General features: G+C 68.7%; 13 protein-coding genes. 8 read left to right on the forward strand and 5 right to left on the reverse strand.

What is annotated here, in order from left to right; all coding sequences use genetic code 11:
* Window positions 1–128 precede the first annotated feature (128 nt).
* Together WS49_RS19500 and WS49_RS19505 are read left to right on the forward strand one after the other, a co-directional pair.
* A complete protein-coding gene (locus tag WS49_RS19500; protein ID WP_059532061.1) occupies window positions 129–794 on the forward strand; it encodes a response regulator transcription factor in 666 nt (221 codons plus the stop codon).
* On the forward strand, window positions 781–2,202 hold the full coding sequence (locus WS49_RS19505; protein ID WP_059532064.1) for a sensor histidine kinase: 1,422 nt from the start codon (window positions 781–783) through the stop codon (window positions 2,200–2,202). Before WS49_RS19500 ends, WS49_RS19505 begins: the two co-directional genes overlap by 14 nt.
* A 33-nt stretch (window positions 2,203–2,235) precedes the next feature.
* On the opposite strand, the gene WS49_RS19510 is transcribed toward WS49_RS19505, so the two are convergent.
* The 4 genes from WS49_RS19510 to WS49_RS19525 are packed head-to-tail and all read right to left on the reverse strand — an operon-like array spanning window position 2,236 to window position 6,905.
* On the reverse strand, window positions 2,236–2,994 hold the full coding sequence (locus WS49_RS19510) for an ABC transporter ATP-binding protein (protein WP_059532067.1): 759 nt from the start codon (window positions 2,992–2,994) through the stop codon (window positions 2,236–2,238).
* Entirely contained in the window at window positions 2,991–3,848 is an 858-nt protein-coding gene (locus WS49_RS19515; RefSeq protein ID WP_059532422.1) for an ABC transporter ATP-binding protein, read from the reverse strand. The genes WS49_RS19510 and WS49_RS19515 overlap by 4 nt, the downstream gene beginning before the upstream one ends.
* Before the next feature lie 11 nt (window positions 3,849–3,859).
* Window positions 3,860–5,671 (reverse strand): ABC transporter permease, encoded by a 1,812-nt coding sequence (locus WS49_RS19520; protein ID WP_059532070.1) that lies wholly within the window; start codon window positions 5,669–5,671, stop codon window positions 3,860–3,862.
* Between the two features lie 40 nt (window positions 5,672–5,711).
* Window positions 5,712–6,905: an ABC transporter substrate-binding protein gene (locus WS49_RS19525; protein ID WP_059532073.1), complete on the reverse strand. Its 1,194-nt coding sequence runs from the start codon at window positions 6,903–6,905 to the stop codon at window positions 5,712–5,714.
* A 354-nt stretch (window positions 6,906–7,259) separates the two neighbouring features.
* Between WS49_RS19525 and WS49_RS19530 the strand changes: the two genes are divergently transcribed.
* Genes WS49_RS19530 through WS49_RS19545 form a run of 4 tightly spaced genes read left to right on the forward strand, consistent with a single transcriptional unit; the run spans window position 7,260 to window position 10,888 of the window.
* Window positions 7,260–8,282 (forward strand): LysR family transcriptional regulator, encoded by a 1,023-nt coding sequence (locus WS49_RS19530; RefSeq protein WP_059449148.1) that lies wholly within the window; start codon window positions 7,260–7,262, stop codon window positions 8,280–8,282.
* Entirely contained in the window at window positions 8,279–9,721 is a 1,443-nt protein-coding gene (locus WS49_RS19535; protein WP_059532077.1) for an NAD(P)-binding domain-containing protein, read from the forward strand. The genes WS49_RS19530 and WS49_RS19535 overlap by 4 nt, the downstream gene beginning before the upstream one ends.
* Window positions 9,722–9,767: 46 nt before the next feature.
* Window positions 9,768–10,298, forward strand: a complete 531-nt coding sequence (locus tag WS49_RS19540; protein WP_059532080.1) for a hypothetical protein — start codon at window positions 9,768–9,770, stop codon at window positions 10,296–10,298.
* Complete coding sequence (locus tag WS49_RS19545; protein WP_059532083.1) at window positions 10,295–10,888, forward strand: peroxidase-related enzyme; 594 nt, start codon at window positions 10,295–10,297, stop codon at window positions 10,886–10,888. The genes WS49_RS19540 and WS49_RS19545 overlap by 4 nt, the downstream gene beginning before the upstream one ends.
* Before the next feature lie 44 nt (window positions 10,889–10,932).
* On the opposite strand, the gene WS49_RS19550 is transcribed toward WS49_RS19545, so the two are convergent.
* Window positions 10,933–11,364, reverse strand: coding sequence for an Lrp/AsnC family transcriptional regulator (locus WS49_RS19550; protein WP_044845386.1), 432 nt, complete (start codon window positions 11,362–11,364; stop codon window positions 10,933–10,935).
* A gap of 295 nt (window positions 11,365–11,659) precedes the next feature.
* Here WS49_RS19550 and WS49_RS19555 point away from each other — a divergent pair, with 295 nt between their 5' ends.
* Window positions 11,660–12,739, forward strand: coding sequence for an ornithine cyclodeaminase (locus tag WS49_RS19555; RefSeq protein ID WP_059532086.1), 1,080 nt, complete (start codon window positions 11,660–11,662; stop codon window positions 12,737–12,739).
* 58 nt (window positions 12,740–12,797) lie between these two features.
* On the forward strand, window positions 12,798–13,799 hold the full coding sequence (ctlX, locus tag WS49_RS19560; RefSeq protein ID WP_059532089.1) for a citrulline utilization hydrolase CtlX: 1,002 nt from the start codon (window positions 12,798–12,800) through the stop codon (window positions 13,797–13,799).
* Window positions 13,800–13,860: the final 61 nt, after the last annotated feature.

Below are 13,860 nucleotides of genomic sequence, written 5' to 3' on the forward strand. Positions count from 1 at the left end.
CCGTCTCCTCTGGTATTAATGCCGTCATCGCTCGTTCCGGCTGAACACAGGTTATCGAGCGAGTCTGAGAAAATGCTGACATCCCGGCCTCGGGAAAACCCCTAACTCATCTACCTGCAAACGGCACCATGCGCATTCTCGTCGTGGAGGACGATGCCGAAATCGGCGCGGCGATCCGCAGCCGCCTCACGCGGCTCGGCCATGCCGTCGATCTCGAAACCGACGGCTCGACCGCGAACGGCTTGCTGCGCGTCGAGCGCTTCGACCTCGTCGTGCTCGATGCGAACCTGCCCGGCCTCGACGGATTCGCGGTGCTGCGCAACCTGCGCGCGTCGGGCAGCACGACGCCGGTGCTGCTCGTTACCGCGCGCTCCGCGATCGACGACCGCGTGAGCGGCCTCGGCCTCGGCGCCGACGACTATCTCGTGAAGCCGTTCGACTACCGCGAGCTCGATGCGCGCGTGCAGGCGCTGCTGCGCCGCAACAGCGGCCATGCGAACGACGTGCTGACGCTCGGCGGCCTCGTGATCGACCGCAGCAGCCGGCTTGCCGAACTCGACGGCCAGCCGCTGTCGCTGTCGCGCCAGGAGTTCGCGCTGCTCGAGATTCTCGCGAGCCGCCCGCAGCGGATCTTCTCCAAGGACGAACTGCTGAATCAGCTGTTCAGCTTCGGCAACGAGCCGACCGCGAACGCGGTCGAGCAATACGTGACACGCGTGCGCAGGAAGCTGCAGGGCAGCTCGGTCGAGATTCGCACCGCGCGCGGGATGGGGTATCAGATTGCCGCGCATTGACTGGTTCCCGAAGACGCTGTTCGGGCGCACGCTGCTGTTCATCGCGCTCGTCGTCGCGACCGGCGCGCTCGCGCTTGCCGCGATCGCACGCTACTACGCGGGCGTCGCGGCCGAACGCGCGTACGACCAGTTGCTCGCCGGCGCGTCGATCCAGGTCGCGGAGAACCTGTACGTGCAGGGCGGCGTGCTCGCGCTGAACCCGCCCGTCGCCGCGCTGTCGACGCTGTCGCGCTACGACCTCGTCTACTACAAGGTCGTCGATTCGCGCGGGGTCGTCGTGGCCGGCTACAACGACCTCGCGAGCCCCGCGACGCTCGCCGCCGCGAAGCAGGGCCCGGCGTTCGCGAACGCCGTCTACCAGGGGCACCGGATCCGCACCGCGACCATCGCGCGCTACATGCCCGAGGAAAGCACGCCGGGCTGGGCGCTCGTCACCGTTGCGCAGACAACCAACGCGCGGCAGCAGTTGACGAACGACATGAGCATCAAGGTGTGGACGCTGATCCTGCTGATGAGCGTGCTCGCGATCGGCGCGAGCGGCCTCGCGATCCGGCGCGGGCTGCGCCCGCTCGCGCAGATCGGCACGATCATCGCCGCGCGCGATCCGGCCGATCTGCGGCCGGTGGCCGTCGATACGCCGAGCGAGATCGACGCGATCATCGGGTCGATCAACGGACTGATGCACCGCCTCGCCGAGCGGATCAACGCGATGCAGCGCTTCATCGCCGATGCCGCGCACCAGATGCGCACGCCGCTCGCGCGCCTCGACGCACAGATCGAATTGCTCGACGGGGAAGTCGATCCCGCGCGCCATGCGGCGCGGCTCGATGCGCTGCGCGCGACCTGCTCGGACGTCGGCCGCCTGACGGGGCAGTTGCTCAATCATGCGATGGTGATTCATCGCACCGAGGTCGTGCCGCTGCAACCCGTCGACCTCGTCGCGCTCGCGAAGGACGTGCTCGGCCGCACGATTCCGCTCGCGGACGCGCGCGACGTGGCCGTCGCGTTCGCGAGCGACACGCCGCATGCGTGGATCGACGGCGATGCGATCAGTCTGCAGGAAGCGCTGTCGAACGTGCTGCACAATGCGCTGCTGCATGGGCATGCGGACGACATCGTCGTGTCGGTCGCCAGCGAGGGCAATGCGGATCGAGCGGTGACGCTGACCGTCACCGACAACGGGCGGGGGATTCCGCGCGAGCATTGGGACGCGGCGTTGCAGCCGTTCGTCCGGATCGCGCCGGACGGCAGCGAGCGTCGAACCGGGTCGGGGCTCGGGCTCGCGATCGTGCAGGAAGTGATGAAGGCGCACGGCGGGCGTGTCGGGTTCGCGTTTCCCGATGCGGGCGGGTTCGCGGTGGTGCTGACGTTTCCGCGGGCGGTGACGGCGCACGCCGGCGAAACCTGACCCGGTCGAACGTGACCGACGGCGGACAAACGTCTACGCCGCCTCCCCGCCCAGATACGCATCGCGTACGCGCTCGTCATCGAGCAGCGTTTTCGCGGGGCCTTGAAGCACGACGCGCCCCGTCTGCAGCACGTAGCCGTAGTGCGCGATCTCCAGCGCAAGGCTCGCGTTCTGCTCGACCATGAACACCGTCACGCCCTGCCGGTTGATCACGTCGATCAGCTCGAGCACCTTGTCGACGTAGAGCGGCGACAATCCCATCGTCGGCTCGTCCATGCAGATCAGTTTCGGCCGCGCCATCAACGCGCGCGCCATCGCGAGCATCTGCTGCTCGCCGCCGGACAGCGTGCCCGCACGTTGCACGAGCCGCTCGCGCATGCGCGGAAACAATTCGAGCACGCGCTCGTAGTCGTCGGCCACCGCCGTGCGATCGCCGCGCGTATAGGCTCCCATCAGCAGGTTCTCGCGCACGCTCATGTCGCCGAACAACCGCCGCGCCTCGGGCACGGCCGCGATCCCGCGCCGCACGCGCTGCGGTGTCGCGAGCGCGGTCACGTCGTCGCCATCGAAGTGCACGACGCCGCGACGCGGCCGCATCAGCCCGAGAATCAGCTTCATCGTCGTCGACTTGCCGCTGGCGTTGCCGCCGAGCAGGCTGACGATCTGCCCGCGGCCGACTTCGACATTCACGTCGAAATGCACCTGCACAGGCCCGTAAAAGGTGTCGAGGTGTTCCAGTTTCAGCAGCGCATCGGTCATGGTCGTGTCGAGTCCGGAAGAAGGTGCGCTCATGCAGCCGCCTGCACGGTGCGCCCGGCGGCCGCGCCACCCGCATGGCGACGTCCGAGATAGGCTTCGATCACGCGTGAATCGCGGCGTACGTCGCGCGGCGCGCCTTCGGCGATCTTCGCGCCGTTGTCGAGCACGATCACGCGGTCGGACACGCGCATTACGAGTTCGAGCTTGTGCTCGATCAGCAGGATCGTCAGGCCGCGCGCCTTCAGCGACTGGATCAGTTGCAGCATCTCGGCGGTCTCGGTCTCGTTCATCCCCGCGGTCGGCTCGTCGAGCAGCAGCAAGCGCGGATGCAGCGCGAGCGCGCGGGCGATCTCCACGCGTCGCCGGTTCGCATACGACAGGCTGTGCGCCGGATGATCGATGCGCGGCGTGAGGCGCTCGCCGAACCCGGCGATGATGTCACGCGCCTCGTCGCGCAGCGCCGCTTCCTCGCGCCGCACCGACGCGGGCCGCACTAGCGCGCGCCACACCTCGGCCGCCGCGCCGAGTCCCGGCCAGCCGGGCCGCGTCGCGCGCAACCGCCCGTGCGCGCCGATCAGCACGTTGTCGAGCACGCTCAGGTTGCCGAACACGCGGCCGTGCTGGAACGTGCGTGCGATTCCGAGCGCGGCGAGCCGTTCCGGCGCCGTGCCCGTGATGTCTCGGCCGTCGAACGTCACATGGCCGGCATCGGGCCGGTCGGCGCCCGCGATCAGGTTGAACAGCGTCGACTTGCCCGCGCCGTTCGGGCCGATCACGCTCAGCAACTCGCCGTCGGCGAGCGTCAGGCTCGCGGCGTCGAGCGCGGTCACGCCGTCGAAGCGGCGCGTCAGGCCCTGCACGTCGAGCAAGGGTCGGTTGGTGGTCATCGCATTGTTCCTCATACCGTGCCGAGCAGGCCTTGCGGCCGAAATCGGACGAGCAGCAGCAGCACGAGGCCATAGATCAGCATCCGGTAGTCCGCCGCCCAGCGGAACAGTTCCGGCAGCCCGATCAGCGCGATCGCGCCGACGACACCGCCGAGCACGTTGCCGAGCCCGCCGAGGATCACCATCGTCAGCGCGAGAATCGACACCTGCGAATCGAAGGTCTGGTGATTGATATAGCTGTACAGGTGCGCGGCGATGCCACCGCTCACGCCGGCCGCGACGCCGCCAACCGCGAACGCGATCGCCTTGTAGCGATTCGGCGCGACGCCGTGCGCGCGTGCGGCGACGTCGTCCTCGCGCACCGCGCGCAACGTGCGGCCGAGATGCGAGCGAAGCAGCCGCACCTGCACGAGCGCGAACACGACCAGCACCGCGAGGGTGAACCAGTATGCGGCGCGCGCGGTGCCCGCCCATGGCAGCGGCGCGATGCCGGTGACGCCGAGCGGGCCGCGCGTGAGGCCGTCCCAGTTCAGGATCACGAGGCTCACCACTTCGCCGATGCCGAGCGTCGCGATGGACACATAGTGCCCGCGCAGCCGGAATGCCGGGTAGACGAGCAGCGTACCGAGCACGGCGGTGATCGCGCCCGCGCACGGTATCGTCACAGCCGGCGACCAGCCGAGATCCGACGACAGCAGTGCCGACGCATACGCGCCGATCACGAGCAGCGCCGCATGCCCGAGCGAGATCTGCCCGACCGTGCCCGCGACGAGCGTGAGGCTCAGCGCGAGCAAGCCATACAGCCAGGCGTTGGTCAACGTCTGCAGCACGTACGGCGACGCGCCGAGCCACGGCAGCACGGCCGCCAGCGCAATCAGCACGACGACGACCGGACGCGGCACACGCGCGGCCTGCGCGGCCGCGAGGAAGGTGCCGGTCATCGGTTCTGGCGGCAGCGCGCGATTCCTGCTGAACAAGCCGTTCGGCCGCCATACGAGAAACAGGATCAGCAGCCCGAACGCGAACAGGTCGCGATAGCTCGTGCCGAACAGCGCAACGCCGTAACTTTCGACGAGACCGAGCAGCAGGCTGCCCGCGATCGCGCCCGGCACGTTGCCGAGCCCGCCGATCAGCAGCGCGACCACGCCCTTCAGCGTCGCCTGGAAGCCCATCGCCGGATCGATGCTGTTGTAGTACATGCCGACCAGCAGGCCGCTGACGCCGCCGAGCGCACATGCGATCGCGAATACCGTCTGGTTCACGCGGTCGACATCGACGCCCATCTGCAGCGCGGCGTCACGATCCTGCGCGGTCGCGCGCACGGCCCAGCCGAGGCGCGTGAAGCGCAGGAAGCCGTATAGCAGCGCAGCCGCCGCGATGCCGATGCCGGCGATCAGCAGGTCGAGCGAGCCGAGCGTCGCGCCGGCGATTCTCAGGTGCCAGTCGGGCAGCGGCGTCGGCACCGCGCGCGGGTCCGCGCCGAACGCGAGTTGCGCGAGCTGGTCGAGAATGAAGCTGATGCCGATCGTCGCGAGCAGCGGCACGATGCGCGCCACGTGGCGCAACGGCCGCAACCCGATCCGCTCGATCCCGATGCCGAGCGCGCCGCAGCCCAGGACCACCGCCGCGAGCGCGACCGGCAGCGGCAATCCGAAGCGCGTCAGGCACAGCCAGCCGATGAAGGCGCCGACCATATAGACCGAGCCGTGCGCGAAGTTGATCAGATGCGACACGCCGAAGATCAGCGCGAGCCCGACCGCGAGCAGCGCGTAGATGTTGCCGACGATGAGGCCGTTGAGCGTGTAGTCGAGCCAGGAAGCCATCACGATGCGTCCGTCATTAGCATGCGGTTCGGGGGCGGGCTCAACGCGCCGCGAGCTGCGGCTTCGCGCCGTCCCACAGCGCCCACTGCCCCTGCTTCACGACGAGATACACGGTGCGTGCGCCCGCGACACGGCGCGTCTGCGAATCGAAGCGCACCTTGCCGAAGATCACGCTCGGCACGTCGCTCACTTTCGCGAAACCGTCGTGCGCGGCCTGCCGCGTCGCGCCGTAGCGGCGCAGCACCTCGGCCGACAGGATCAGCGCATCGTATGCGCGCGCAACGAACGAATCGGGATCGGCATGAAATTTCGCGCGATAGCGCTGCACGAACGCCTGCACCTCCGGGCGCGGCTCGGCCGGGAAGAAGTTCGATTCCGTATAGACGCCGTCGACGGCCGTGCCACCGAGTTCCAGGAACTTCGGCGAATACACGGAGCCAACCGCTGCGATCGGCAGCGTGACGCCCGACGTGCGGGCCTGCCGCACGATCTGCGCACCGTCCGCGTAGTAGGAGATCAGCACGATCGAATCGGGCTTCGACGCGCCGATCCGTACGAGCGTCGAGCGGAAATCCTTTTCCGTCGGCTGGTAGCCTTCGGCCGCGACGACCTGTGCGCCGAGCCCCGTCACCGCCTTCGCGAAGATGTCCTTGCTGGTGCGGCCCCAGTCGGTGTTCAGGTACAGCACCGCGACCCGCTTGAAGCCGAGTTCCTTCACCGCGTAGCGCGCGAGCAGCGGCTGCTCCTCGGCCTGGCTCAGTGCGGTGCTCCACAGATAGTCGCCGCCCTTGGTGAAATCCGGATGCGAGTTCGTGAAGCCGAATTGAATCAGTTGTCCGCGCTGGTAGATCGGCGACGCGGCCATCGACGTCGCGCTGGAGAAGTCGCCGAGCTCGATCACGATGCGCGGATCCGCGACGAATTTCTGCGCGATCGCCACCGCCTGACGCGGGTCGCTGCGGCTGTCCTGGAAGTCGACCGCGAGCGGCCGGCCGTGGATGCCGCCGCTGCCGTTGATCTCGTCGAGCGCGAGGTCGAAGCCGCGCTTCCACTGCTCGCCGTATTGCGCGTCCTGCCCGGTGAGCGGCCCACTCACGCCGATCACCACGGGCTCGCCCGATACGCCCGCCGCGAGCGCGCCGCCCGTCGACAAGCCCCATGCAGCAGCCAGTGCCGCCACCGTGCCCAGCACGCGCCGCCATGCGCCGCGTGCGTCGTTCCCCGAAACGTTCATGCGTCCCCCACCATCGGTCAGTCGAAAAGAGTGAGGGCATGTAACCATCCGGTTCAGGGCGCTCAAACGAAGTTTTGCGCATATCGATATCGCGTGCGGCGCGAAGCAACATGCACTTGCCGTGGTCTCCCGCATATCGCGTGTCGCGCGACGCATCGGCGTGCACCGCAGCGCATTGATTCGATTGATGTTTGCCGCGCGGCGCCGCTTCCGGTCGATCCGCAGGCCCGCATGGCCTGTCGTCGACACGGGTGCGCGCTTCGCATTTTTCGCGCTGTCGATACGAAAAATCATTATATGAATCTCGCATGATGGCACTCCTACAATGCGCAAATCGCATCATCGGAACGCGTCATGGAGTTGCATCAACTCGAAGCCTTTTCCGCGGTCATGTCGACCGGCAGCGTGACCGGCGCGGGTGAACTGCTCGGCCGTTCGCAGCCGGCCGTCACGCGGCAGATCCAGGAACTCGAAGCCGATCTCGGCTATACGCTGTTCGACCGCCACGGCCCCCGCGTCACGCCGACTGGCCGCGCGTTCCTGCTGTACGAGGAAGTCGAACGCTCGCTTGTCGGCCTGCGTGCAATCGAAGCGCGTGCGCGCGCGCTCGGCGACGACACGGCCGAACCCGTTCGCCTCGCGGCGACGCCCTCGCTCGCGGCCACCCTCGTGCCGGCCGCGCTCGCCGCGTTGCCCGACGACGCGCACGCGCCGCACTACCAGCTGCGCAGCGAGTCGGCCGAGCACGTCGTGCACGAAGTGCTCGCCGGCACGGCCGATATCGGCGTCGTCACGCTGCCGATGGCGCATGCGGGGCTCGACGTGCACTGGATCGCACAGACGCCCTGCGTCGCCGTGTTGCCGGCCGGCGATCCGCTCGCGGACAAGCCGCGCATCGCGCTGCGCGATCTCGCACGCCGCCGCATCGTGACGGTCGCGAACCGGCACCGACTGCGCCAGCGGATCGATGCGGCATTCGCGGCCGCACGCGTCGATGCGCGCGTGTTCATCGAAACCAATGCGTCGCTGAATGCGGTGATGGCCGCGCGCGCGGGCGTCGGAATCGGCATCGTCGACCCGGCGATCGGCGTGGCGCTGCCGGTGGACGGCGTCGTCGCACGTCCGCTCGATGTGGACATCCCGTTCGCGTTCGGTGTCGCGACGCCGACCGGCAAGCCGCGCACGGCCGCCGTCGATGCGCTGCTCGACGCGCTGCACCGCACGACGCGCACGCTGCTCGACGACGTGATCTTTCACGACGCATCCGTACATGACGCGTTGTTGCGAGGCGACCGGTTGCGCACCGATCGCCCGCCTCGCGCGACACGCACGGCACGCGCCCCACGCGCACGCCGTACCCGCCCGGAGGCCGCATGACGGCGACGCCCGACACGCACGAGGCACTCGACAGACTCGAAGCCCGCCTCGCCCAGGACCTGCGCTGGCTCGATCTGCCGGCACCATCCTGGGTGCCGCCACGTGACGTCGACGGCACGCGCGTGCTCGACGTCGCGATCGTCGGCGGCGGGATGGCGGGGCTCGCGGCCTCCGCCGAACTGCGCCTGCTCGGCATCGACAACCAATGCGTGATCGACCGCGCGCCGGCCGGCTACGAAGGCCCGTGGGTCACGTTCGCGCGGATGGAGACGCTGCGCTCGCCGAAACAGCTCACCGGCCCCGCGCTCGGCCTGCCCGCGCTGACGTTCCGCGCGTGGTTCGAAGCGCAATACGGCCGCGACGCGTGGGACGCGCTCTACAAGATTCCGCGCACGCAATGGATGGAATACCTGCGCTGGTATCGCCGCGTGCTCGACCTGCCGGTGCGCAACGACACCGCGCTCATGGCGCTGCGTCCGCGCGACGACGGCCTGCTCGCGCTCGACCTGCGCGCGAACGGCCAGGCGCAGACCGTGCTCGCACGGCACGTCGTGCTGGCGACCGGCCGCGACGGGCTCGGCGGCCCGTACGTGCCGCCCGTCGCGCAACGCGCGCCGCGCACGCGCTGGGCCCATTCGTCCGAGCCGATCGATTTCAATTCGCTCGCCGGCAAGCGCGTCGGCGTGGTCGGCGCGGGCGCGTCGGCGTTCGACAATGCAGGCACCGCGCTCGAAGCGGGCGCCGCGCGCGTCGACCTGTTCTTCCGTCGCGCGGACATTCCGCGCATCAACAAGCTGACGGGTATCGGCAGCCCCGGCCTCGTGCACGGCTATGCCGATCTCGACGATGCAACGAAGTGGCGCTTCATGCACTACGCGCTGACATCGCAAACGCCCCCGCCGCGCGACAGCGTGCTGCGCGTGTCGCGGCACGCCGGCGCGCATTTCCACGCAGGCAGCCCGATCGACGCGCTGGTCGAACACGCGGACGGCCTCGACGTCGTCACGCCGCGCGTCCGCACCACGGTCGACTTCCTGATCTTCGCGACGGGCTTTCATTCCGACTGGACGACGCGCACCGAATTCGCGTCGTTCGGGCCGCATGTGCGGCGCTGGAAGGATCGCTATCAACCGGAACCGGGCACGTGGCTCGACGAGCTCGCCGAGTCGCCCGATCTCGGTCCCGCGTTCGCGTTCCAGGAACGCGAGCGCGGTGCCTGCCCGGCCGTCACGCACATCCACTGCTTCAACCATGCGGCAAGCCTGAGCCACGGCAAGCTGTCCGGCGACATCCCCGCGATCAGCGCGGGCGCCGAGCGGCTCGCACGCGGCATCGCGAGCCGGCTGTTCGACGCCGATCGCGACCGCCACTATGACGCGCTCGTCACGTTCGCGACCGCGGAGCTGCAAGGCGACGAATGGCGCGACGCCGACGCATGAACGCCGCCGCGATCCACGACACTCACGACGACTGGAAACCACCACGATGACCGCCCCCCTCCCGCCGGCCGCCGCGCCGGATACGATCGACGCCATCGCCGGCCTGCGCGAAAGCGACGCAGTGGCCATGCTGCGTCGCGCACGCGACAAGGTTCTGCTCCATACGCGGCTCGCCGAAGCCGCGCTGCTCGACGCCGCGCTGCCCGATCTTTCGTTGATCGAACGATTGCATGCGGCACGGTATGTCGCGCAGCGATCGAATGCGCACGCGCTGGCCGCGACCTACCGCGCACGGCTGATCGACGCGGGCGGCACGCCGGACGACATCGCCCGTTCGGATGCCGATGCGTTCGACGCGCTGCCTCGACGCCTCGGCGCGCTCCTCGCGCATGCGCGACGCCTGACGCTCTCGCCCGTCGACGCGCGTCCGTCCGATCTCGATGCGCTGAAGTCGGCCGGGTTCACGACGCCCGCGATCGTCGCGCTCTCGCAGCTCGTCGCGTTCGTCGCGTATCAGCTGCGTGTCGCGGCGGCCGCGCGAGCGTTGCAGGCGCGCGCCGCCCGGGAGGCAGCATGACTACGGCGACTCACGGTTTCACGTCCGACACGCTCGGCTGGCGTGCATGGCTCGACACGGTGCCGCTCGAGAGCGCAACGGCAGAGCAGCTCGCGGTGCTCGAAACGAGCCATCCTCAAGCGAAGACATCCGACTATTACCTGCTGCTCGTGCACCTGCCCGAGATCCTGCGGCAGCGTTCGGGCGTATTCAACGCGATCATGTACGGCCCCGGCGGACTGTCGCGCGCGGAACGCGAGCTGGCGAGCACTGCCGTGTCACGCGTGAACGGCTGCGTATATTGCGCATCGGTGCATGCGCAGCGCTTCACGCAACTTGCGAAGCGCACCGATGCGATCGACCAGGTGTTCGACGATCCGTCGACAGCCGGCACGACCGCGCGCGAACGCGCGATCGTCCGCTACGCGATCGCGCTGACAGAACGGCCCGACACGCTGGATGAAAACGACATCGCCGCGCTCGAGGCGGAAGGGCTTACGCACGAGGAAATTCTCGACCTGTCGCACGCGATCGCGATCTTCGCGTGGGCGAACCGGTTGATGCTGACGCTGGGCGAGCCGGTGTTTCCGGAGCCGGCAACCGGCAGCTGATACGCTGGCGCAGGCAAGCACACGGGCTGACGCGCCGCCGTGCGTCACGCCTTGTGCGTCGACAACAAAATGCTCGTCTCCGTATTCGCGATCCCGTCGATCAACCGGATCGCGCCGAGCACGCGATCGAAATGCTCGAGCGAATCCGCGTGCAGTTCGGCGACCAGATCCCAGCGCCCGTTGGTGCTGTGAATCGACGCGACGTTCGGATGCCCGCGCAGCACCTTCACCACTTCCGCGCCGCGATTGCCCTGCACCGCGATCGACATCAGCGCGCGGATCCGGTGCCGCTCGGCCGCCGGCTTGAGCCGCACCGTGTAGCCGACGATCACGCCGTTCTTCTCCAGCCGCGTCAGCCGGTTCTGCACGGTCGCGCGCGCGACGCGCAACGCCTTCGCGAGGGCAACCACGGGCATCCGCGCGTTGTCGCGCAGCAGCGCGATGAGCTGCCGGTCGACGTCGTCGAGCGTGATCATGAACGGACCTTCCTGTTGAACGTGAGACGGCCGCCAGCGTGCCGGACGGCGCGCATTTCGACCAGCGTGGATTGCACAAACCGCCGGATATGGCCAGCAATCTGCCAAGTCTATCGATAAATCTGCCACTTTTGCCGTCTTTTTGTTGGCTCGACTCACGGAAATAATGACTCCATCGCCTGGCCGCACACGCCGCGACACCGCTTTTGATGGAGCCGGGGCCCGGGCCGACGCGCCTGCCCCGCTCGACCAGGACGCCTGGACACCCGTACCGGCAAAAATTGGAGACAGACCGATGACCCGCTTCCTCGACGTTCCCGCCACCGCCCGACTGATCGCCAGGACGGGCGTCACGCCGTTCCTGCGCGAACTCGTCGACACGCTGCGCGCCGATTACCTGCACTGGGCCGATTTCGACAAGTCGCCGCGCGTCGCGTGCCACTCGCGCGACGGCGTGATCGAGCTGATGCCCGTCGCGAACGCATCGCTGTTCGCGTTCAAGTACGTGAACGGCCACCCCGTCAACGCCGCGCGCGGCATGCACACGGTGATGGCGTTCGGCGCGCTGGCCGAAGTCGACACCGGCTATCCGCTGCTGCTCGCCGAACTCACGCTGACCACCGCGCTGCGCACTGCCGCGACGTCGGTGCTCGCCGCGCAGGCGCTCGCCCGCCCGGACTCGCGCACGATGGCGCTGATCGGCAACGGCGCGCAGAGCGAATTCCAGGCGATCGCGTTCCATACGCTGCTCGGCATCGAGGAAATCCGCGTGTTCGACGTCGACCCGCTCGCGACCGACAAGCTCGTGAAGAACCTCGCCGCCTACCCCGACTTGCGCGTCGTGCGCGCCGCGTCGACCGCCGACGCCGTGCGCGGCGCCGACATCGTGACGACCGTCACCGCCGACAAGGCGTACGCGACGATCGTCACCGCCGACATGATCGAGCCCGGCATGCACCTGAACGCGGTCGGCGGCGATTGCCCGGGCAAGACCGAGCTCGAAGCGGGCGTGCTGCAAGCGGGCCGCGTGTTCGTCGAATTCGAGCCACAGTCGCGCATCGAGGGCGAAATCCAGCAGATGCCGGCCGACTTTCCGGTGACCGAGCTGTGGCGCGTGCTGCAGGGCGAGACGGCCGGCCGCGAACACGCGGGCGAAATCACGGTGTTCGACTCGGTCGGCTTCGCGCTCGAGGACTACTCGGCGCTGCGCTACCTGTACGCGCTCGCGCAGCAGCACAACGCGGGCGTCGAGATCGCGCTGATTCCGCCGGCCGTCGATCCGAAGAACCTGTTCGCGCTGATCGACGATCCGGCCGCGATCGCGCAGGGTCACGCGGCCTTCGTGACCGAAGCCGTCGCCGCATTCGCGCGCTGATCGTCATCCCGGGCGGCGTGCGCGCCGCCCTGCTTCCCGCTTCTCGCCCTCACCGTTCATGAATCTCGTATCGATCCAGGCGCCGGCCGCCGTCGTGATGATCCGGCCGCACCGCTTCCTGCCGAACCCGCAGACCGCGGCCGACAACGCCTTCCAGCGCACGGCCGCCGCCGGGGCGAACGACGCGCCGTCGGTGTCGGCCGCCGCGCGCGACGAAGTCACGGCCGCGGCGCGGACGCTCGCCGACGCAGGCGTGCGCGTGCACGTGTTCGACGACCACGGCGAGCGCGACACGCCCGACTCCGTGTTCCCGAACAACTGGTTCTCGACGCATCCGGGCGGGCATGTCGCGCTGTTTCCGATGTATAGCCCGAACCGCCGCCGCGAGCGACGCGCGGACATCGTCGAGATGCTGAAGGCGGAATACCGCGTGCAGGACGTGATCGACTACTCGGGGCTCGAATACGACGACGTGTTCCTCGAAGGCACCGGCGCGATGGTGCTCGACCACGTCGCGCGGATCGCGTACACCGCGCGTTCGCGCCGCGCCGATCCGGTCGCGCTCGAACGCTTCTGCACGCACTTCAACTTCGAGCCGATCTGCTTCGACACGGCCGACGCGAACGGGAACCCGATCTATCACACGAACGTGATGATGAGCGTCGCAACGGAGTTCGCGATGGTCGGCCTCGACCTGATCGCCGACCGCCGGCGCCGCGACGAAATCGCGCAACGCCTGACCGAAACGGGCCGCACGGTGATCGCGCTCGATCACGCGCAGATCGCGAATTTCGCGGGCAATACGCTGGAATTGTCGGGCAAGGACGGGCGCGTGCTCGCGCTGTCGCGGCGCGCGTTCGACTGCCTCACGCGCGACCAGCGCGCGACGATCGAGCGCTCCGCGCAGCTGCTGCCGCTCGACGTGCCGACGATCGAACTGGCCGGCGGCTCGGTGCGCTGCATGCTCGCGGGCATACACCTCGCGCGGCGGGTAACCGCGCCGGATGTGATCGCCGTGGAATCGGCCGCGTCGCCACGCGAGACGACGCCGCAAACCTGACCGGCAAACTCACGAAGCACGAACGGCTGCCGATGCGATGCAACGGCAGCCGTTTCTTGTT

Origin of the sequence: Burkholderia sp. RF7-non_BP4 (assembly GCF_001521935.1) — a bacterium.
In the GTDB taxonomy this organism is placed as follows: domain Bacteria; phylum Pseudomonadota; class Gammaproteobacteria; order Burkholderiales; family Burkholderiaceae; genus Burkholderia; species Burkholderia diffusa.